The following is a 19,741-nucleotide window of genomic DNA, read 5'->3' on the forward strand; positions in this document are numbered from 1 at the left end:
AAAAATCTCCCATCCTATGATGAGAGATAGATAGGTATAAACCTGCGCGAAGTCACAACGAGCCAGATCTACACCAAACCTATCCTCGTAGGTAACGGGTGCAAAGCATATAGGCAGGTTTTCTGACTCGTGATATGTTCTATCACTTACAGTGGCGGGACCGTGCTGGACTTTAACCAGCTTCCCTTTTAACTCCAGCAATCCATTGCGAGAGCACCTCTATGCATTAAATTATTCATATTGCTTTGCCTTCATTATACCTTATTTTGTAAACCTGTCGACTTCGTTTTGAGGAAAGCGTTGTCTGACCTTTGAGATAATGTACATCTTTCTCCAGGTTGGTGATATTACTCTCGTCTATTGGATTACTTGCGAATGATTGGTGGTTACCCGCTTTGGAAGCCCTATTACTTGCGCTCCCGTTTGAAATACTCGCGGACGCACTATGTTTACTCGCTCTGGTGGGGCATATACCCACCGACCGGGAATTACTTCCAAATATATTCATTTTACTTAGGATGTATATACTCTCTCTTGATTGGTTACAAGCGGACGATTGCTACTTACCCGCTTTGGAAGCCCTATTACTTGCTCTCCCGTTTGAAATACTCGCGGACGCACTATGTTTACTCGCTCTGGTGGGGCATTTACCCTCGTACCGGGAATTACTTCCATCATAATATCTATCTGTATTTTAAAAAACCCTCGACCGAAGTCGAGGGTTTTCTATTTACATTTGTTCTGGAGCAGATACACCTAGTAAACGTAAGGCATTTGCAATTGTTTCTCGCGCAGCAGTTACTAGTGCCAGACGAGCTTCTGTTTGAGGAAGATTATCGGCATTTAATACTTTGTCTGCGTTATAGAAGCTATGGAAAGTCGTTGCTAGTTCTTGGATATAGATTGCAATACGGTGAGGAGCACGAAGTTTTGCAGCATCTGCAACTATTTGTGGGAAGTCACCAATTTTTTTAAGTAAGTCTAATTCTTTTTCACTTTGCAATAACTCAAGTGAATCAGTCGATACTTTCATTCCTTGTGTTTCTGCTGAGCGTAAAATCGAACAAATACGTGCGTGTGCATATTGAGCGTAAAATACTGGGTTTTCATTGGATTGAGAAACAGCTAAGTCTAAATCGAAATCCATATGTGAGTCACCTGAACGCATACCGAAGAAATAACGTACTGCATCCAGTCCTACTTCTTCTACAAGCTCACGCATGGTAACAGCTTTACCAGTACGTTTACTCATTTTCATTTTTTCGCCGTCTTTATATAATTGGACCATTTGAATAATCGATACTTCTAGTTTTTCACGCTCATATCCAAGTGCTTCAATGGCTGCTTTCATACGTGGAATGTAGCCATGGTGGTCTGCTCCCCAAATATTAATCAGTTGATCGAATCCACGAACTAACTTATCTTCATGGTACGCAATATCTGGTAATAAATAAGTGAAAGAACCATCACCTTTAATAAGCACGCGATCCTTATCATCTCCAAATGTTGTCGAACGGAACCATGTAGCTCCTTCTTCTTCAAAAATATGACCATTTGCACGTAACTTATCTAAAGCCACTTCAATTTTGCCGTTCTCATATAAAGAAGTTTCCGAGAACCAGTTATCAAAACCAACACGGAAATCAGCTAAGTCTTTTTGTAGTTTTGCAAGCTCTACTTTTAACCCATGTGCACGGAATGCTTTGTAGCGTTCTTCATCTGACATGGAGACAAATTTATCGCCATGTTCTGCAACAAGAGCTGCAGCAATATCGATAATATCTTGCCCGTGATAGCCACCTTCAGGCATTTCTTTGTCTAATCCTTGAGCTTGGAAGTAACGAGCTTCAATGGAGATCGCTAAGTTATGAATTTGGTTTCCTGCGTCATTAATATAATATTCACGAGCAACATCAAATCCAGCGAAATCAAGAACGTTACTTAAAGAATCACCTACAGATGCCCCACGTGCATGTCCTAAATGTAAATCACCAGTTGGATTTGCAGAAACAAATTCTACTTGAATTTTCTCTCCAGCACCTGAAGTTGAGCGGCCGTAGTTTTCTTTTTCTGTTAAAGCAGCCTTCACTACATCTTGTAAGTAATCTTTACGAACAGTAATATTCATAAATCCAGGACCTGCAATATCCACTTTTTCCATCATTGTTCCAGACAATTCTAGGTTTTCTATGATTGCCTCCGCCACTTGACGAGGATTCTTTTTCGCAAGCTTTGTTAATTGCATCGCAATATTTGTTGCATAGTCTCCATTTGCTTTGTCTCTTGGAGTTTCAAGTTGGATAGTTGGAATTTGCTCTTCCGTTACAAGTTCTGCTTTCACTATTGCCTGTTGTAATGCATCTTTAATGGTTTGTTGTAGCTTTTCTACTGCGTTCATTTATTCCGCCTCCGTATAAGTTAGTTCTAATGTATATGTACCGGCCACTTCTTCATTTATAATTAGCTCATATTCCACTTGAAAGCGTCCAACCTCAAAGTGTAAGTGCTTCGTATTTGTTGTAATAATCATTGTCCCATATTGAGTTTCATAGCTCCCAGTTTGGAACTCTCCACGTTCAAGAGGCAAACGCATTTTGACTCCACCACTTCGTAATATCAAGGCATTCTGCCCACTTAGTTTCACAGTCGTTCGAATAGTCTTTTCATTTTGAGATTCTTCATAAACTAAATAATTTTGTTCGCCTTTTAGTGTTAAAATGCCTTTTGTTTTTATATTGATTGTTTCTTCTTGGACATTTGGATGACGAATTGTAGAAACTAATTGTACTTTTACTGTCTTTTGTACTGGTGTAGACATGCTTAACATCCTTTGTAAATATTTTATTTATGTCAGCTTCTCAGTTGGCAATAACTAGCGATAGGAAGCTTATTCACACTAACGTTGCATTTTACTATAACCTTCATATTATAGCTTAAATTTAACGTTTATGACAACCAATTGCATAAAAATGTATACCATATTTAGTCTAAAAGGCTATAATAGATTCAGATTATTAAGAAGGTGACTCTATTGCTAATTGACTTTATTATTAACTTTTGTATTCTTTTTACTTTTGCAATTCTTACCTACATACCATTTCAAAACAAATTAAATGTTTATATTCCATCTTCTAAATACACCCCTTTTATACTTGGATTGTTAAGTGGACTTACTGGTTGTTTGTTAATGTTAACTGCTATAAACATTACTGATGTCGTTATTATGGACGGAAGAATGGCTGTTATTGCATTATCCGGTGTCTTAGGAGGACCATTCGCACCTATTATAAGCGGCATTATTATCGGAGTGTTCCGTTTGTTTATGTACGGATATTCTACAAGTGCTCTTATAGCAGGAAGTAGCACTATTATAGTGGGATTGGTTATTGGAGTTTGCAGTTGGAAGAAAACAATGACCTTTCAAAACGTCCCTTACTTTTTTGGTTATTCCATCATACAAACTTCTATTGTTTTAGGTTTCTTAGGTAGTTGGAAATTTGAAACGTCGTTAGCTATTATCAGTTTTATCATATTTTCAATCGTGTCTTTTTCCATTATTTTCATTACCCTTAAACAGCTAAGCTCTCTATTTGAAAAAATAAAGCATATTGAAGAGATATCTGTAACAGACTATCTTACGGGTCTATATAATAACCGTAAATTCCAAGAACATACTCAAAATCTTATAGCAAAAAATGAAATTTTTTCACTCCTATTACTAGACATAGACTATTTCAAAAAGGTCAACGATACATATGGGCACCCCGTTGGAGATGAAGTATTGAAAGAATTAGCACTCCGAATGAAAGATACTAGTAAACCTTTTGGGGGCATTGTTTCTCGAAATGGAGGAGAAGAGTTTTCCATACTTCTCCCAAATACTACAGATGAAAAAGCGCTGGAAGTTTCTGATCTAGTTCGACAATCAATAGAAAAGAAATTATTTCAAATCTCAACTGGAGAAAAGTTAGATATAACTACTTCAGGCGGTATTAGTACTTTCCCACAAGATGCTGTAACCACACATGAATTATACAAACTTGCTGATGAAGCCCTTTACCTTGCTAAAACTTCTGGAAGAAATAAAGTAGTTCATATCAATCAAAATATATTGGTTTGATAAAAAAGTGATGCCCTTAGTTAGGACATCACTTTTTCTGCGTTCTATTTTACCCAGCCTAATATCATTTCACGTAGTAATTTACTAGCAGTGTTTACTGTTTGCTCCTGCGCAAGCTCGTCGCAGTAACACCAGATACTCCGTTCTACTTAACCCAACCCAATATCATTTCACGTAGTAATTTACTAGCAGTGTTTACTGTTTGCTCTGACGGATCGTAATTTGGTGCTACTTCGACTAAATCGAAACCTACTACATTTAAGCCGGAGTTTGCGATTTCGTGGATAGAAGCTAAAAGCTCACGACTTGTGATTCCGCCACAATCTACAGTTCCAGTTCCTGGTGCGTGCGCTGGGTCAAGAACGTCGATGTCAATTGTGACATAAACTGGACGTCCTTCAAGTGTTGGTAGCACTTTTTTCAAAGGCTCTAAAACTTCGAACTTGTGAATTTGCATACCATTTTCTTTTGCCCACTCAAACTCTTCTTTCATGCCTGAACGAATTCCAAATGAATAGACGTTTTTAGGACCGATATATTCAGCAATTTTACGAATAGGTGTCGAATGAGAAAGCGGTTCTCCTTCATACTCCTCGCGTAAATCTGTATGTGCATCCATATGGATAATGGCTAGATTATCATAGTTATCTGCCACTGTCCTCATGACAGGCCAGGACACTAGATGTTCTCCACCCATGCCTACTGGAATCTTCCCATTTATCAGTAATTGGCGGATAAAGCCTGCAATTAACTCTAAGCTTTTCTCTGCATTACCAAATGGTAAAGGAATATCCCCTGCATCAAAATAGTTCACATCATCTAGCTCGCGGTCAAGATACGGGCTATACTCCTCTAAACCTATTGAAGCTTCACGGATACGACCAGGACCAAAACGTGATCCAGGACGATAGCTTACAGTCCAGTCCATTGGCATTCCATAAATGACTGCTTGTGCTTCATCATAATTTTGTTTGCTTTTTATAAAAACATTTCCTGAGTATTCTTCACTAAATCGCATAGCCTTACTCTCCTGCAAGATCTTTCACAAATTTTGGTAGTACAAATGCCGCTTTATGAAGCTCTTTTGTGTAATACTTTGTTTCAATATCAAAGTATTGCTCGTCCGGAACTTGAAGTGGATCATACTTTTTAGATCCAATTGTAAAGCACCAAAGTCCGCTTGGATATGTAGGAATGTTTGCCAAATACATATTAGTTATTGGGAAGATTTCCTTTACGTCTTTTTGAACTTGGCGGATTAAATCTGCCTTAAACCATGGGTTGTCCGATTGTGCAACGAATAGACCATCTTCTTTTAAAGCTCTAGAAATTCCAGCATAGAAACCTTTTGTAAATAGGTTTACTGCTGGTCCTACTGGTTCTGTAGAATCTACCATAATCACATCATATTCATTTTCAGATTCTGCAATATGCATGAAACCATCGCCTACTTGCACGTCTACGCGAGGATTTTCTAATTCACATGCGATTTCTGGTAAATATATTTTTGAATACTCAATTACTTTTCCATCTATATCAACAAGTGTAGCTTTCTTCACTTTTGGATGCTTCATAATTTCACGAATTACTCCACCGTCTCCACCACCAACTACTAACACATTTTCAGGGTTAGGATGTGTGAATAAAGGAACATGCGCAACCATTTCATGGTATACAAACTCATCTTTTTGAGAGGTCATTACCATGCCATCTAAGAAGAGCATATTTCCCCATTCTTCTGTTTCTGCCATTTCTAACAATTGAAAATCTGTTTGCTCGGTATGAAGAGTGCGATTCACCTTCATTGTGATGCCAAAATTCTCGGTTTGCTTCTCTGTAAACCAAAATCCAGCCATTTATCTATCTCCGTTTCTACAATAGTTTTTGGTATTTATAAAAAAAATAAATACATTGAAAGTATAGTGCTTTTTGACAAAAGTGCAATACTTTTTTGTTTGCCCGTTTAATTTGAATCTATTGTTCTCATACTAATGAAAACATCATTTAGAACGGAGTTGATTTAATGGGGCGTATTCAACATAGAAAAAAAGTCATACGAAGCAAACGATGGAAAAGGCTATTCCTTTTATGTGTTGCTGCTGGCTGTGCACTTTTGAGCGCATTCATCACGCTCCGAATATATGCTCAAATCGTTGGTGCTCCCATAATTCAAGTCCCAATTTCTTCTGTATTTTTAGACAGTCAAGGAAATGTTATCGGTGATCGCTTTGAAGACCAACGGAGATATTGGATTTCATTGGAGGAGATGTCTCCTTTTTTACCTCAAGCCACTGTGGCGGTAGAAGACCAGGAGTTTTATGAGCATCATGGATTTGATTATTCACGGATTGCTGGAGCCATTTTAAAGGATATAAAAGCTGGAAAAAAAGTAGAAGGAGCCAGTACAATTACGCAGCAATATGCTCGTAATTTGTTTCTTACCCATGAAAAGTCTTGGACTCGAAAGATAAATGAAGCGCTATATGCCTACCGATTAGAGCTTTTCTACGATAAGGACGAACTGTTAGAAGGTTATTTGAATACAGTGTACTTTGGTCATGGTATGTATGGCGTCGAGGCAGCGAGTAGATTCTATTTTGCGAAAAGCGCTAAATCTTTGACTCTAGCAGAATCCGCCCTATTAGTTGGAATACCGAAAGGCCCTACCTATTATTCACCGTTAGTAAATGAAGAAAAAGCAGTTACTCGTCAGCAACTAATTCTAACATTGATGGAAAACCAACAAAAGATAACTGCTGACCAAAAGGAACGAGCATTCAATGAAAATTATGTATTAAAAGCAGAGGACTCTCTAATAAAGCAAAAAACGGCCCCTTACTTTTTAGAAGAAGTGTGGAAAGAAGCAACAGAAATCACTTTGGAAAATGGTCGCCGTATTGAAGAAGGTGGATGGACAATTGAAACCACTTTAAACAAAAAACATCAACAAGTAGCGGAAGAAATAGTTGAAAAATGGATGCCAAAAGGAGAACTACAAATAGGATTTGTAAGTATGGAACCAGATACTGGTTATGTAACTGCAATGCTCGGTGGAAGAAATTTCACGGATAGTCCCTTCAACCGAGTTACACAAGCAAAAAGGCAGCCAGGTTCTACCATCAAAGCGTTATTATTTGCAGCAGCCTTAGAAAACGGATTCTCTCCGCTCACTTATATGAAAAGTGAGCGTACTATTTTCACATACGATAATGGCCGCCAAGAATATGAACCTAAAAATGTGAACGGGGAGTTCGCTGGTCATCCTATTTCATTGGCACAGGCCCTCGCTATTTCCGATAATATTTATGCCGTTAAAACGTTAGAACAAATTGGATATAAACCTTTTCAACGGTTAACAGAAAGATTTAATCTAGATATGAAGGTAAAGGATGCTCCCTCTACTGCTCTCGGTACAACAGAAGTTTCGCTATTAGAAATGACAAAAGTTTATAACACTATATCTGCTGGTGGAATTCAGAAAAAACCTAAGTATATAACAAAAATAACTGATAAAAGCGGGAACGTCATTTATGACATAGAGAACGATGAGGAAAAAGGGAAAAAAGTTTTAAGCGAACAGGACTCGTTTATACTATCCCATTTACTAACAGGAATGTTCGACCCCGTTTTCAACGACTATTCACCTGCTACAGGGATAAGTATTCGAGCAAAACAAACCAGACCATATGCAGCAAAGTCTGGAACTACAAATACAGACCAATATTTGATAGGCTTCTCACCTCAATTAACAGCAGGTGTATGGAATGGCTATGATCAAGGTAAACAAGTGAGTGATGCGGAAGCAAGACAAGTAACGAAACAAGTATGGATTGAATTTATGGAAGCAGTTCACCAAGGACTTCCCGTTGAGCCTTTCATAGCCCCGGACGGTGTTCAAGGCGTCATTGTCGATATAGAAACAGGTGGAATCGCTACATCTGCTTGTGAAAAACAGCGACTAGTTTACATGAAACAAAAAGATGTTCCAACTAAGCTTTGCACCGACCCTAAATTGAAGCAGCAAACATTCGAGGAGAGTGTGGAAGAATCTGAACCGTGGTCAATTTTCCCATTTAATTTGTTTGAGTAGAACTTGGAGAATTGATTGAATAATGATGAAAACCAATGGAAAGAAATCAGAAATTGGTCGTATTTCGTTATCGTTATAATCGTATGAATTCCTTCCACTAATGCGTTGTTCGTTTTATAAGCATAATAAAAAGCTTACTGCCACCTATAATTAGGTAGTAGTAAGCTTTTTCTTAGCTTGGCTTTCTGTAAAAGAATGCGGTCATTGGAATGGGTGGTCAATTCACGCATACATTTTAACTACTTGCGTCCACTAAGTGTCCTAGCATTACTTGGAAGTAAGCTTTATCTAAATTGTACTGTCTTTTCGTCTTTAATTCAACTACCTAACGGACTATTTGTATACTAGGCTTCGACAGATAGGTCTTGATGTAGTTTTTCTTCACTTCTATCCCACATTTCTCTGTTATGAGACTGTAAAAATTCACGTAAAATATTTTTTGAGCGGTCATCCATAAAATCGACTAAAATATGACGTTTCATTGATTTGTCCATGCGATTAACGTGATCAGCTAAATTCTTATAGCCGCGACGTTTTTCTCGGTTAATAACCATTTCACAAGCACTGACCCCAGCATAATATGGTCCTTGTGGATTATAATCGATCGTCACCCAAACAAGCCAATACGATTTCCCTCCCAGGGAGTCTTCTCGGTTCGTTGTAAACTTAATGCCTCGCTCTGTATCACTTCTTGCATGCATTGCTCCAACTTCTACCCTAGCAAGGTCTTCTTCTATATCAATAATGACTGGAGATACATTCTCTAATGATAGAGAACCTATACCGAATCCCTTATGTCCGTCAGTCGGATCATTTTTAATAATCGTGAAGCCTATCTTTTGTTTTGGTTTTTCTTCGTTCGTCATTCGACAGTTCCCTCCATTCTGTTATGATACTAGTATACAGAAAAGTTCACTAAAGGAGGAAATGAAATGCCATATGTCACAGTAAAAATGCTTGAAGGACGTACCGACGAGCAAAAAAGAGCATTAGTGGAGAAGGTAACTGCTGCTGTTTCCGAAACAGTTAATGCTCCAATCGAGAATGTTACTGTATTCATCGAAGAAATGCCGAAGAATCATTATGGAACTGCTGGCAAGTTATTTAGTGATAGATAACTTCAATAAAAACGAATTCTATTTTATATAGGATTCGTTTTTTTATGGGGCTTATTTGTACTAAGCTATGAAAGTAATACTTTTGATTTCCGTTACAGTCGGACACTTTCCGCGGGCGAGGTCAAGCCTCCTCGTTCGCTTCGCTCTCTGCGGGGTCTCGACTTTCTCGCTTATCCCGCTGGAGTCGCCGACTTTCACTACAATCAATAAATTGAGTAGTAATTACCCATTAATAAAACTGAGTGTTTATGATAAACACGATGAATAGGCAGATTATATAAAGTACCAATCTGTAAAGCTAAATTATAGTAGAATCAATTGCATAAATACTTATTTCAATATAAAAGACGAAATCTATGTGATATTATCTGTTTACATAAAGTGGACTTTGTCTATTGGAGCGCTAGGTGGCGACTCCAGTGGGAACAGCGCGAGCTGAAAGCCCCGCAGGAAAGACATTGGTCAAACTTTGTTAGACCAATGTCTTTGCGACGAGTAACCGCAGGAGCATATGTTTTCGTAGTGACGAGCAGATTGAAGCCGTGCCCACGGAAAGCGTCCACCTGAAGCGGAAATCAATAATACCCGGATCTTACTTGCACTTTAAGTAAGTTTACTTGCTCAATGGTATCCTTTACTTTCGGAATGAATATTTTTTTCCAAAAGAAAAAGCCATCCTATTGGATAGCTCTTTCGTTCATGAGGTTCATGACAAATGTGAAGGCCTCGTCAATTTCTTCTTTTGAAAAATTGAGTTTTCCTTTAACGACATGAAGTTTTTCGATTTGCTCTTCTTTTGGTAGATAATCGAAATATAATAACGTCGATACTAGTTCAAGGAAACGAGAACTTTTATCTTTCATTTGGTTAATGCATGCTACCAAATCTCTTGGTGCTTCAGGAACTTGAGCCATTTTAGTAAAATGCTCACCTGCGTCAGTCATTTGGTATTTATATTGTACATAGGAGCCTTTGTCTTGGCGTTCTTCTTGTAGGAATCCCATATTACATAATTCTTCGATCCGTAAGGTAAGCTCTTCTGAATAAGGGCCATAAAAATGGAATTCGTATTTTTCCTTGTATGGATATTGAAGTTTTTTTGCGATGTAAATCATTTTTTGCAGTTTTTTCCGACCTGTAATGCCATCCGCTGCTCCGATAAATTGTACAACTTTTGCATGTTCTTCTATCACTTAGACCCCTCCTTTACTTCAAATCATTAAGTTAATAAATCGAGTATTTGTTTCTTCAATGCTTTTTTCTTTCCGTCCTTCGTCAAGATATCTTCTGGAAAGTACAATTTATGGTCTGTTCTTCTTTTCCCAGAGATTGCCTCTACAATATCCGATTCACGTGATAGCTCACGAATTTCCCCGTTAGGTTTTAGCAAATGTATTGGAATTCGTTCGCCTTCTTCTCCTGGACGGTAAAAATCATATGGTAGATCTGAAGAGGAATCGAACACTAAGTAATACTCTGGATCTATACCCGCTTTTTTGAATAGTAATTCTAATTCTTTCATCTTCATATAATCTTTCGCTAAATCGAACTCTATATATTGAAATAGCTTCCGGTTCACAAAACGATCGCTCAAATCCGATAGAATGGGATCATCTTCTGACATCCATAACTGAAAATAAGTTAATAAAACCCCTTCATCTAAAGCAAGGTACTCATTTAAAGTATATGTACCATCAAAGAATCCTCTAAAATGAGTCGGTTGCTGTTTAAAATCATAACCCATTTTACTTAATGCTTTTGCTCGATGTAGAACTTTCGTCAAAATTACTTCGGCACTACGGGAAACTGGATGGAAATATACTTGCCAATACATTTGATATCTACTCATTATATAATCTTCCACTGCATGCATTCCACTCGATTTGATGACTACTTGGTCTTCTCTTGGTCGCATGACACGCAAAATTCTTTCCATATCGAAATGTCCATAACTTACACCAGTAAAATAAGCATCTCTTTGCAAGTAATCCATACGGTCAGCATCTATTTGACTGGATATTAAACTTACTACCTGCTTGTTTGGATATGTTTTACCGATAACGTCGGCAACTCGTTGCGGAAAATCTTCGCTAACTCTTTTTAGTATCTTATTGACATCCGTATCGCCAAGTATTATTTGTTGGGTGAAATATTCATGGTCTAACCCAAATACATTCTCAAATGCATGAGAAAATGGGCCGTGCCCTAAATCATGGAGAAGAGCAGCACATAATACTACTAGCCTTTCTGAATCATCCCATTCTGGACGTCCACTAAAGCTATCATCTACGATTCTTCTCACAATCTCGTACACACCTAGTGAGTGATTAAAACGGCTATGTTCGGCACCATGAAAAACTAGATATGTAGTTCCGAGCTGTTTAATCCGGCGAAGTCGTTGAAACTCTTTTGCTCCGATAACATCCCAGATGACCTGATCACGAACATGGATATAGCGGTGAACTGGATCTTTAAACACTTTTTCTTCTGCTAGCTTTTGTGTCGCATAGCTCATTCTTCCACCTCCGAAATGTAGTTTAGTATTCATTATAAAGAAAAAACCGCATATTGAATACACGGCAAAAGTTCTGTTAATCTGCTATCTTCGCTCGTACTTTTTCCATTAATTCGTCTTCCGTTAACGCAGCAACGGGACGATTATTGATAAAGGCGAATGTTTTTTTTCGTCCGGGACCGCAGTACGACTGACATTCTTTCACTTCAATCTCAGCTTCCGGATCAATCGCTTTTAGTTTAGGTATTAATGTTTTTAAATTGACGGCTTGACACTCATCGCAAACACGAAAATGGTTTGCCATAGTCTTCAACCCCTTTCATTCATTACGTCTTGGCGTAATTGCCTCCTCTTAATATCTGCGATATTCGCCGGAAACATTATCATTTTTTCATTAGTTTTAGTACAAATAGCTGAATGTTTAATAGTAATAGTCTACAGGTCATTGTATCTTAAAGTTTATATTGCTATCAAGTGTATATTACGTGAATAAAAGAGCACTAAGTTGACCATTATGTTAATAGAACAACGAAACTATGAACATGGCAGGAGGAAGAACATGGTAAAAATTAGACAAGACGCATGGATGACAGAGAATGATGAAATGCTAGCAGAGATGGTATTACGTCACGTTCGAGAAGGCAGCACGCAACTAAACGCATTTGAAGAAGCAGGAGACGAATTAAATAGAACTGCAGCAGCTTGTGGATTTCGCTGGAACGCAGTCGTTCGTCATCAATATGAAAATGAGTTAAAGGAAGCGAAAAAAGAAAGAAAAGAAAAGCTTCGTATATTAGGAAAAGATTATAGACGAAGAGGAAATGGAATTTATCTAGCTAAATCTCAAGATGATGGTGAACGCACCCAATCCATTCCGGTATCTGCATTATCGATCGATATTATCATTGCATATCTCGTACGTTTGCAACATAGTGATTCAGATGTTTCTAGATACCGTCACCTTTCAACTATATCGAATGAAAAGATTCGTAAATTAGAAAGTGAGCTTGCAAAACTAGAAAAAGAAAACGCAGCTATTAAACAAGATTACGAGCAATTCGTTCAGATCATGAACCGTGCAAGACGTCTTGTAACTTTAAACGACGAGGAAATACCAGCAGTACCCGTTTTCCAAATGGAGAAGAATGGTAATCTCGTATCTAAAGAACCACCAATCGTTTAGAAGATTGGTGGTTTTTATTTTATTTTTCTAGCATTTTTTTATTGCGATCTACTACTCGTTGCATGTAAAACATATACAAGTCCATTTCATCAGGTGTGACAGATTGATGGATGACTGTGTCTGACAACTGTTGAAGCAATTGTTGGATACGAATAACGATATCCTCTACTCTAAACGAGGTATCTAGCAGTTCATTCATAGATGCCATCACTTCTGGTTTAATATCTGGATATGTAAACTTAGTATTTTCACCTTGAATGCCAATTTCGTAAAATCTACGTATCAGTTCTGCTCGTTCACTTCCACTACCTTCAATACATAGATACACCTGCACTGCTATTCCCTGACGCAATCTTCGCTGGGAAACTCCCGCAAACTTTTTACCATCTATACTTAAATCATATGAACCTGGACAATACGATCCAATAATTTCATAAGCTTCTATTTTCCCATCTGCTTCGGGGAATAAAAGCTCGACGAATGTAAGCATTACTTCATAGCCAGTAGGAATATCTATCGCCTGCTTCGCTTCCGGTAAAATAATAGATACATTTAGTACACCCTCATCTAAAACTACTGCTAGTCCTCCAGAATTTCGTACAATGGGGGAATATCCCTGGGTACGAAGAAAGTTCTGCCCATCCTCCACAAACGGGAGTCTGTGATCTTGTATACCTAAAACAACAGTTTGAGAGTGGACCCACGTACGTACAGTAGCCGGTGACTGTTGTTGTCCTACTAGGTGACATAGTAAATCATCTGATGCGAATGATTCAAGTGCAGATCTACTTTTCCCACTAAGCGATTGATCCCAAAATCGCCATTTTTCTTGCTGCAATAAAACTTCTATTTCTGACATGTGACTACTCCTCAAATAAGTGCTTGTGCAGCAGTAATATAAGCTAACTTATAAACATCCTCTGCAGAACAACCTCGTGATAAATCATTAACTGGTGCATTCAATCCTTGTAAAATAGGGCCAATTGCTTCGAACTCACCTAAACGTTGCGCAATTTTATAACCAATATTCCCTGCCTCTAATGAAGGAAATACAAATACAGTCGCATCCCCTTGTAGTACAGCATCAGGCGCCTTTTTCGCCGCTATCGCAGGGACTATACTTGCATCAAATTGTAGCTCTCCTTCTATTAGAATAGTGGAGTCCAACTCTTTGGCTAATTCAGTTGCTCTCACTACCTTTTCAGTTTCCTCTGATTGTGCCGAGCCTTTCGTAGAGAAGGATAGCATCGCCACTTTCGGTTTTATACCAAAGGCTGCAGCTGTTTTAGCACTTTCAACCGCTATTTCTGCTAAATCCTCGCTCGTTGGGGAAATGGTAATCGCACAATCCGCAAATACATACCGAGTCTCCCCTTTCACCATAATGAATGCTCCACTTGTTTTCGAGATTCCTGGCTTTGTTTTAATAATTTGTAATGCAGGACGTACCGTTTCAGCAGTCGTATGCGCTGCTCCGCTTACCAAGCCATTTGCCTTTTTCATATAAACTAGCATCGTTCCGAAATAATTAACATCTTGTAGGATCTCTTGAGCTTGTTCTTCTGTCACTTTGCCTTTTCGACGTTCTACAAAAGCAGCGACAAGCTCGTCCATTTTTTCATAATTTTGAGGGTTAATAACAGTTAAAGCAGAAGGGACTTCTTCTTTTTTTCCAATAATAATAGGATGTATAATTCCTTCTTCCTGGAGTTTCAATGCCGCTGAAATGATTCGTTCATCATTTCCCTCTGGCAATATAATGGATAGTTTGGCGTCCCTTAATTTCTCTTTTATCTCTTGAAATAAATCTGCCATATTGTCTCCTCCTACGCTCTTTTTTGTTACTTCAAGCATACACGAGATTGTCACAGATTGTCATGTGCGAGCCGTACCATTAGAAGAAATGTTCGGGACTATATGATACACTAAATGGGAGATATTTTAATCTAAAGGAGTGTCATAAATTATGAATGAAGCAGCAATTACATTAGATGGATGGTACGTATTACATGATTTCCGCCAAATGGACTGGGCATCGTGGAAACAAGTAGATCCAGAACTACGCAAACAAGCTACAGATGAGTTCGTAGCATTTTTAGATGAAATGCAACTTGCGGATGATGCTAAAACAGGAGCACATGCTTTTTACACAATCGTTGGGCAAAAAGCTGATTTTATGTTAATGACATTACGCCCAACAATGGATGAACTTCAAGAACTAGAAGCAAGATTTAATAAATTAACAATTGCCGATTTCACAATTCCAGGTTACTCATATGTTTCAGTAGTAGAGTTGTCTAACTACCTTGCTGGTGAATCTAACGAAGATCCATATCAAAACCCACATGTACGTGCACGTTTATATCCAGAACTTCAACGTTCTCAATATATTTGCTTCTATCCAATGGACAAGCGTCGTGACGGTAATGACAACTGGTATATGCTTCCAATGCAAGAGCGTAAAGATTTAATGCGTAGCCATGGTATGATCGGTCGCAGCTATGCTGGAAAAGTTAAGCAAATTATCTCTGGATCAATCGGATTTGACGATTTTGAATGGGGCGTAACACTATTCTCAGACGATGTTCTTCAATTTAAAAAGCTAATATATGAAATGCGTTTTGACGAAGTAAGCGCTCGTTATGCAGAATTTGGATCATTCTTCACTGGTACTATTCTTGCAGGCGAGAAACGCTCTACATTCTTTAATATCTAAAATGAAAGGACTGCTATTGTGCAGTCTTTTTTTTTGCTTCTATATGTCTATACAAACTTTGTTCATCATTTGCAATCTGTTTGCATAGTGTATGGGTAGGAGGTGATGCAATGGCAGTCGTCAAATCCAACACGAAGCAACTGGAATTACTTGCGAGTCTGATGCGATCAGAAGCTGAAGGTGAGGGTGAGCTTGGCATGCTCATGGTAGGGAACGTAGGAGTAAATAGAGTTCGTGCTGCCTGCCTAGATTTCAAAGATATACGGACGCTGGAGGAAATGGTTTTTCAAAGCCCTGGAGGATTTGAAGCAACACAGAAGTCGTACTTCTATCAAAGTGCACGTGAGCAAGATAAAAAAATTGCCCAACGAGTGATTAATGGGGAGCGGTTTCACCCTGCAACTCGTTCATTATGGTTTTTTGAACCAGCAGGAGAATGTCCTGCACAATGGTATAACCAACCGAATACAGGCCGTTTTAAATCACATTGCTTCTTCGCACCTTCTACTGCAGATTGTCCCCAAATATAAATTTGAAAGGATGTTTGAATGGTTCAATATTATTGGCACCCTGGAGGTTTCCCTCAACAGCAGCAAATGCAACAACCTATGACCCCCCCTCAAATACCGGCAGCTATTAGAGGACAGGAAGAATCTTATATTGAAAATATTTTAAGAGCCAACAAAGGCAAGTTAGGTACATTCTATTTTACGTTCGAGAACAACCGAGAAAGGAATAATTTTGTAGTTACCGGCTATATAGAAGCTGCTGGTCGCGATCACGTTATTATTAGTGATCCAAATGGCAAAAGATACTTAATGCTTATGATTTACTTAGATTATGTAACATTTGATGAAGAAATTAATTATTACGCTTAATACTTAAAGCTTATTCGTTATGCGAATAAGCTTTTTTGTTGTTTCAGTGAAACTCAGACCCGGTCCTCTTATAATAAAAACGTAGATATGAAATTGATTTTCGCTCCGAGCCGACGCTTTCCGTGGGCACGGCTTCAGCTCGCGCTGTTCCCACCAATCAAATGGATCCATTTTATATACACATTCTTCATTACAGAATAGTAGCCCAATTCAACAGACGGTTTTATCCCTACATAACCTTAGAATACTCTTATTATCTGCGTTGCCACACGAGGTGCGCTCTTAGCCTTTGTTCAATCAGTAGTATTATTCATTCTTAAAAATTCATTAAATCCAATGTTCAGCCTGTATTTATATATACTTTCTGGTGTACGGATAAAAAATTTAGAAACAAAAAAGCCGAACCCTTGATAGGTTCGACTTCCCGATTAGTTTGCGTATTTTACCGCGGCTACTATAAGCATAATCCATCCAACTAAAAATGCTACTCCACCGATTGGTGTTACTGCTCCTAAAATGCTAATACCTGTTAAGCTCAATACATATAAACTACCTGAGAAGATAATAATTCCTGCAAGTATAAAGTATCCTGCAGTATTCAAGGTAGAAATTGGACCGAGTACCTTGCTACTCATCAATATACCAATAGCAACTAAAGCTAATGCATGGAACATCTGGTATTGTACCGCTGTTTCCCATGTTGCCAAGTATTTGTCAGCCACTTTACCTTCCAAAAGATGCGCTCCAAAGGCTCCAAGTGCTACGGATAGAAAACCGTTAATAGCACCTGCTATAATAAAAAACTTCACGAAACTCTCCTTCTTTCTCTTAAAAATCGAATAGGGAATCACCATTTGCATCTTCTTCTTTTATAGCAACTGGTTGTGTAGGTAAAATTGTTGAAGTCGTTTGCACACTTCTAGTAGTTGGAACTTGTAATGGAATTTGCACTTCTAAACCAACATCACACAATGCTTTAATCGCAACTAATGATTCTCTGAAAGATTGCTCATTGCCACTAGTTTTTGCATATTTTAGATGTTTATCTATTTGCATTAATAGTTGCTCATTAGAAATCATCGTCTTAGTCCCTCCACTTGCTTTGGTTCAAATTTCATGCATTCCATTCCTGAGGAACGCAGCACTACTACGGAGGGAAGTTCCTTTGTTTTAAATCCGTAAGCTTTACAACCACGAGGATTTCTCGCATCCCATGTCGTAAAGAAATGTCGACATTTGAAACAATTTACAGCCAATGTCCTCCCCTACTTTCCATTGCCTATCGTAGCATAATTATAGGCAAAAATCGATTGGTTCCTCCCCCCATGCAGCTAAACTCGCATTGATTTTAGAATATGGCTTACTTCCTAAAAATCCTCGATGTGCACTTAATGGGCTTGGATGAGGTGCTTGAAGAATCGTATGTTTTTCTGTGTCAATTAGTATTATTTTAGACTGAGCTGGCTTACCCCATAAAACAAATATAATAGGTTTGTCTCGGTTGGAGAGCTTTTGGATTACCGTATCTGTAAAAGTTTCCCAACCCATTCCTTTATGAGAGTTAGCTTCTCCTGCTCGTACAGTTAAAACTGTATTTAGTAAAAGGACCCCTTGTTTCGCCCACTTTTCTAAATATCCACTCGTTGGAAGAGGACAACCTAAATCATCTTCTAATTCCTTCAACATATTCCGTAAGCTTGGAGGTATACGAACACCTGGCTTCACAGAGAAGCTCATTCCATGGGCTTGCCCTTCCCCGTGATAAGGGTCTTGTCCCAAAATTACTACCCTGACATTATCATAGGCGGTCATCTTAAACGCACTGTCGATTTCGGTACGTTTGGGAAAAATTGTTTGAGATGCATATTCCTCATCTAAAAATAATTGTAACTTTTTAAAATAAGGCTTCTCCTGTTCCTCTCTTAACACATCTTTCCAACTAGGCATGTACTTGTCACTCCTTAAACTCCACTTCTACATCATAATTCACTAACTGGAACATTTCTTTCACTGACTTAGCCGCATTTTCTTCTGCTAGCTCTAAAATACCTTGTCCAGTTGTTTCTTCAATCATCATTTCTTTTGCAGTCTCTGCAAGTTCATATCCCTCTTTAATATCTGCTTTCTCACGGAATAGTCCTTCATATGAAAATACTTCTACCTGTTCAAATAAAATCTCTGGTCCACCTAGAAATTCAGGCTTTGGCAATATTAACTTAGCCGTCCTATTTTCTTCATCTACATCTATATCTGACTCGACCACCTGCGAAAAATCGACACCTGCTTTGACAGAACCAGGTATAACCACTAGAAGTTGTCGCTTAGTGCCAGGTAAATCAATGCCAATCTCTTTTCCAAATACTGCATTATCTTGTCTTTCAATAATTACTTTCGTATAAGCCTGGGCAGTTGACAACTCATTCAACGCTTGTACTTGTTCCACGAATGAGCCTTTACTTTCAGTGAACGTACTTCCTTTAATAGCCCAAAAAGCTGCAAATGGAAGGGCCGCTATTAATAAGAGAATGAGTAGTCCAATAAGTAGGAAGGACTTTGTACCAAACCTGTATAAAGTTCGTGGCATCTTCCAAGCATTAAATCCTTTACGTGAAGGGCTTTCTGCAATAGTAGCTGCCGACTCATCTTGAGCTTTTAATTCTTCCAAGAGCTTTTCCATTTCACGAATCTTGTCCTCTTTTCGCATATCATCCCTCTTTCCTCTAAATCTATTACGTTTACATTAGCTAAAAGTTTCGCTATTAACAACTAATCTACCATGGTACGATAAAAAAAAGGAGTTTTTTCAAATGGCAGATTTTCACTATCGAGAAAAATTAAAACAGATTGAAAAAGCAGCTAGTACCAATATGGTTCCAGAAGGAGCTAAAAACATTGGATTGGGGTGCTTTATTTTTGTATTTGTTTTACTTATTGCATTCCTTATTTTCTTATCTGTTTCACTATGGGTAAACGAAATTATAGTTGGCTCCCTTGTAACAGGTATACTTGTTGTTGTTTGTTTATTTGTTTTATATAAGTTCTGGACGGCTCCTAAGATTCCTTAATGTAAATATCCGAAAAAATCTGCTACAATAAAATAATTATACGCAGCATAGGAAAA

Annotated in this window: 23 protein-coding genes and 1 riboswitch; of the genes, 8 read left to right on the forward strand and 15 right to left on the reverse strand. The window is 38.2% G+C overall.

Annotation, left to right across the window (positions count from 1 at the left end; translation table 11 throughout):
* Window positions 1-95 precede the first annotated feature (95 nt).
* Window positions 96-236: riboswitch (cobalamin riboswitch) on the reverse strand.
* 494 nt (window positions 237-730) lie between these two features.
* Window positions 731-2,398: an arginine--tRNA ligase gene (gene argS, locus BM260_RS05270; RefSeq protein ID WP_093535823.1), complete on the reverse strand. Its 1,668-nt coding sequence runs from the start codon at window positions 2,396-2,398 to the stop codon at window positions 731-733.
* On the reverse strand, window positions 2,399-2,818 hold the full coding sequence (locus BM260_RS05275; protein WP_175496207.1) for a DUF1934 domain-containing protein: 420 nt from the start codon (window positions 2,816-2,818) through the stop codon (window positions 2,399-2,401). It lies immediately after the preceding gene.
* A 213-nt stretch (window positions 2,819-3,031) separates the two neighbouring features.
* On the opposite strand from BM260_RS05275, the gene BM260_RS05280 reads away from it, so the two are divergent.
* Complete coding sequence (locus tag BM260_RS05280; protein WP_139219900.1) at window positions 3,032-4,120, forward strand: diguanylate cyclase; 1,089 nt, start codon at window positions 3,032-3,034, stop codon at window positions 4,118-4,120.
* A gap of 145 nt (window positions 4,121-4,265) precedes the next feature.
* Here BM260_RS05280 and speB read toward each other — a convergent pair whose 3' ends face one another.
* Both speB and speE read right to left on the reverse strand, forming a co-directional pair.
* Window positions 4,266-5,138, reverse strand: a complete 873-nt coding sequence (gene speB, locus BM260_RS05285; RefSeq protein WP_093535829.1) for an agmatinase — start codon at window positions 5,136-5,138, stop codon at window positions 4,266-4,268.
* A 4-nt stretch (window positions 5,139-5,142) separates the two neighbouring features.
* Window positions 5,143-5,976, reverse strand: coding sequence for a spermidine synthase (speE, locus tag BM260_RS05290; RefSeq protein WP_093535831.1), 834 nt, complete (start codon window positions 5,974-5,976; stop codon window positions 5,143-5,145).
* 167 nt (window positions 5,977-6,143) lie between these two features.
* Here speE and BM260_RS05295 point away from each other — a divergent pair, with 167 nt between their 5' ends.
* Entirely contained in the window at window positions 6,144-8,210 is a 2,067-nt protein-coding gene (locus BM260_RS05295) for a transglycosylase domain-containing protein (RefSeq protein WP_093535833.1), read from the forward strand.
* A gap of 344 nt (window positions 8,211-8,554) precedes the next feature.
* On the opposite strand, the gene BM260_RS05300 is transcribed toward BM260_RS05295, so the two are convergent.
* Window positions 8,555-9,076, reverse strand: a complete 522-nt coding sequence (locus tag BM260_RS05300; protein WP_093535835.1) for a YwhD family protein — start codon at window positions 9,074-9,076, stop codon at window positions 8,555-8,557.
* 66 nt (window positions 9,077-9,142) lie between these two features.
* Between BM260_RS05300 and BM260_RS05305 the strand changes: the two genes are divergently transcribed.
* Window positions 9,143-9,328 (forward strand): 2-hydroxymuconate tautomerase, encoded by a 186-nt coding sequence (locus BM260_RS05305; RefSeq protein WP_093535837.1) that lies wholly within the window; start codon window positions 9,143-9,145, stop codon window positions 9,326-9,328.
* A gap of 677 nt (window positions 9,329-10,005) precedes the next feature.
* Here the strand turns inward: BM260_RS05305 and BM260_RS05310 are convergent.
* The 3 genes from BM260_RS05310 to BM260_RS05320 all read right to left on the reverse strand — a co-directional run bounded on the left by BM260_RS05310 (window position 10,006) and on the right by BM260_RS05320 (window position 12,147).
* Window positions 10,006-10,521, reverse strand: a complete 516-nt coding sequence (locus tag BM260_RS05310; RefSeq protein ID WP_093535839.1) for a YwgA family protein — start codon at window positions 10,519-10,521, stop codon at window positions 10,006-10,008.
* A 26-nt stretch (window positions 10,522-10,547) separates the two neighbouring features.
* Window positions 10,548-11,843, reverse strand: coding sequence for an HD domain-containing protein (locus BM260_RS05315; protein ID WP_093535841.1), 1,296 nt, complete (start codon window positions 11,841-11,843; stop codon window positions 10,548-10,550).
* Between the two features lie 76 nt (window positions 11,844-11,919).
* Window positions 11,920-12,147: a DUF1450 domain-containing protein gene (locus BM260_RS05320; protein WP_093061364.1), complete on the reverse strand. Its 228-nt coding sequence runs from the start codon at window positions 12,145-12,147 to the stop codon at window positions 11,920-11,922.
* A gap of 255 nt (window positions 12,148-12,402) precedes the next feature.
* Between BM260_RS05320 and BM260_RS05325 the strand changes: the two genes are divergently transcribed.
* Window positions 12,403-13,026 carry an RsfA family transcriptional regulator gene (locus tag BM260_RS05325; RefSeq protein ID WP_093535843.1) on the forward strand — a complete coding sequence of 208 codons (624 nt, stop codon included), beginning with the start codon at window positions 12,403-12,405 and terminating at the stop codon, window positions 13,024-13,026.
* A gap of 19 nt (window positions 13,027-13,045) precedes the next feature.
* On the opposite strand, the gene BM260_RS05330 is transcribed toward BM260_RS05325, so the two are convergent.
* The gene (locus tag BM260_RS05330; protein ID WP_093536704.1) at window positions 13,046-13,876 is read right to left on the reverse strand and encodes a lipoate--protein ligase family protein; all 831 of its coding nucleotides are present in this window, start codon (window positions 13,874-13,876) and stop codon (window positions 13,046-13,048) included.
* A gap of 20 nt (window positions 13,877-13,896) precedes the next feature.
* Complete coding sequence (gene pta / locus BM260_RS05335; RefSeq protein WP_093535845.1) at window positions 13,897-14,841, reverse strand: phosphate acetyltransferase; 945 nt, start codon at window positions 14,839-14,841, stop codon at window positions 13,897-13,899.
* A gap of 151 nt (window positions 14,842-14,992) precedes the next feature.
* Between pta and hemQ the strand changes: the two genes are divergently transcribed.
* From hemQ to gerQ, 3 genes are all read left to right on the forward strand, one after another.
* A complete protein-coding gene (hemQ, locus tag BM260_RS05340; protein ID WP_093535847.1) occupies window positions 14,993-15,742 on the forward strand; it encodes a hydrogen peroxide-dependent heme synthase in 750 nt (249 codons plus the stop codon).
* A 110-nt stretch (window positions 15,743-15,852) separates the two neighbouring features.
* Window positions 15,853-16,272, forward strand: coding sequence for a cell wall hydrolase (locus BM260_RS05345; RefSeq protein ID WP_093535849.1), 420 nt, complete (start codon window positions 15,853-15,855; stop codon window positions 16,270-16,272).
* Window positions 16,273-16,290: 18 nt separating this feature from the next.
* Complete coding sequence (gene gerQ / locus BM260_RS05350; protein WP_093535851.1) at window positions 16,291-16,620, forward strand: spore coat protein GerQ; 330 nt, start codon at window positions 16,291-16,293, stop codon at window positions 16,618-16,620.
* A 428-nt stretch (window positions 16,621-17,048) separates the two neighbouring features.
* Here the strand turns inward: gerQ and BM260_RS05355 are convergent, their stop codons facing one another.
* The 5 genes from BM260_RS05355 to BM260_RS05375 are packed head-to-tail and all read right to left on the reverse strand — an operon-like array spanning window position 17,049 to window position 19,324.
* Window positions 17,049-17,429 carry a DUF423 domain-containing protein gene (locus tag BM260_RS05355; RefSeq protein WP_093535853.1) on the reverse strand — a complete coding sequence of 127 codons (381 nt, stop codon included), beginning with the start codon at window positions 17,427-17,429 and terminating at the stop codon, window positions 17,049-17,051.
* A gap of 19 nt (window positions 17,430-17,448) precedes the next feature.
* Window positions 17,449-17,700, reverse strand: coding sequence for a YwdI family protein (locus BM260_RS05360; RefSeq protein WP_093535855.1), 252 nt, complete (start codon window positions 17,698-17,700; stop codon window positions 17,449-17,451).
* The gene (locus BM260_RS18640) at window positions 17,697-17,876 is read right to left on the reverse strand and encodes a uracil-DNA glycosylase (protein WP_093535857.1); all 180 of its coding nucleotides are present in this window, start codon (window positions 17,874-17,876) and stop codon (window positions 17,697-17,699) included. Before BM260_RS18640 ends, BM260_RS05360 begins: the two co-directional genes overlap by 4 nt.
* 37 nt (window positions 17,877-17,913) lie before the next feature.
* On the reverse strand, window positions 17,914-18,567 hold the full coding sequence (locus tag BM260_RS05370; RefSeq protein WP_093535859.1) for a uracil-DNA glycosylase: 654 nt from the start codon (window positions 18,565-18,567) through the stop codon (window positions 17,914-17,916).
* Between the two features lie 7 nt (window positions 18,568-18,574).
* Window positions 18,575-19,324 carry a DUF4230 domain-containing protein gene (locus BM260_RS05375; protein ID WP_093535861.1) on the reverse strand — a complete coding sequence of 250 codons (750 nt, stop codon included), beginning with the start codon at window positions 19,322-19,324 and terminating at the stop codon, window positions 18,575-18,577.
* A 103-nt stretch (window positions 19,325-19,427) separates the two neighbouring features.
* Between BM260_RS05375 and BM260_RS05380 the strand changes: the two genes are divergently transcribed.
* Window positions 19,428-19,685, forward strand: coding sequence for a hypothetical protein (locus tag BM260_RS05380; protein ID WP_093535863.1), 258 nt, complete (start codon window positions 19,428-19,430; stop codon window positions 19,683-19,685).
* Window positions 19,686-19,741: the final 56 nt, after the last annotated feature.

It is taken from the genome of Psychrobacillus psychrotolerans (assembly GCF_900115805.1).
GTDB classification, from domain to species: Bacteria; Bacillota; Bacilli; order Bacillales_A; family Planococcaceae; genus Psychrobacillus; species Psychrobacillus psychrotolerans.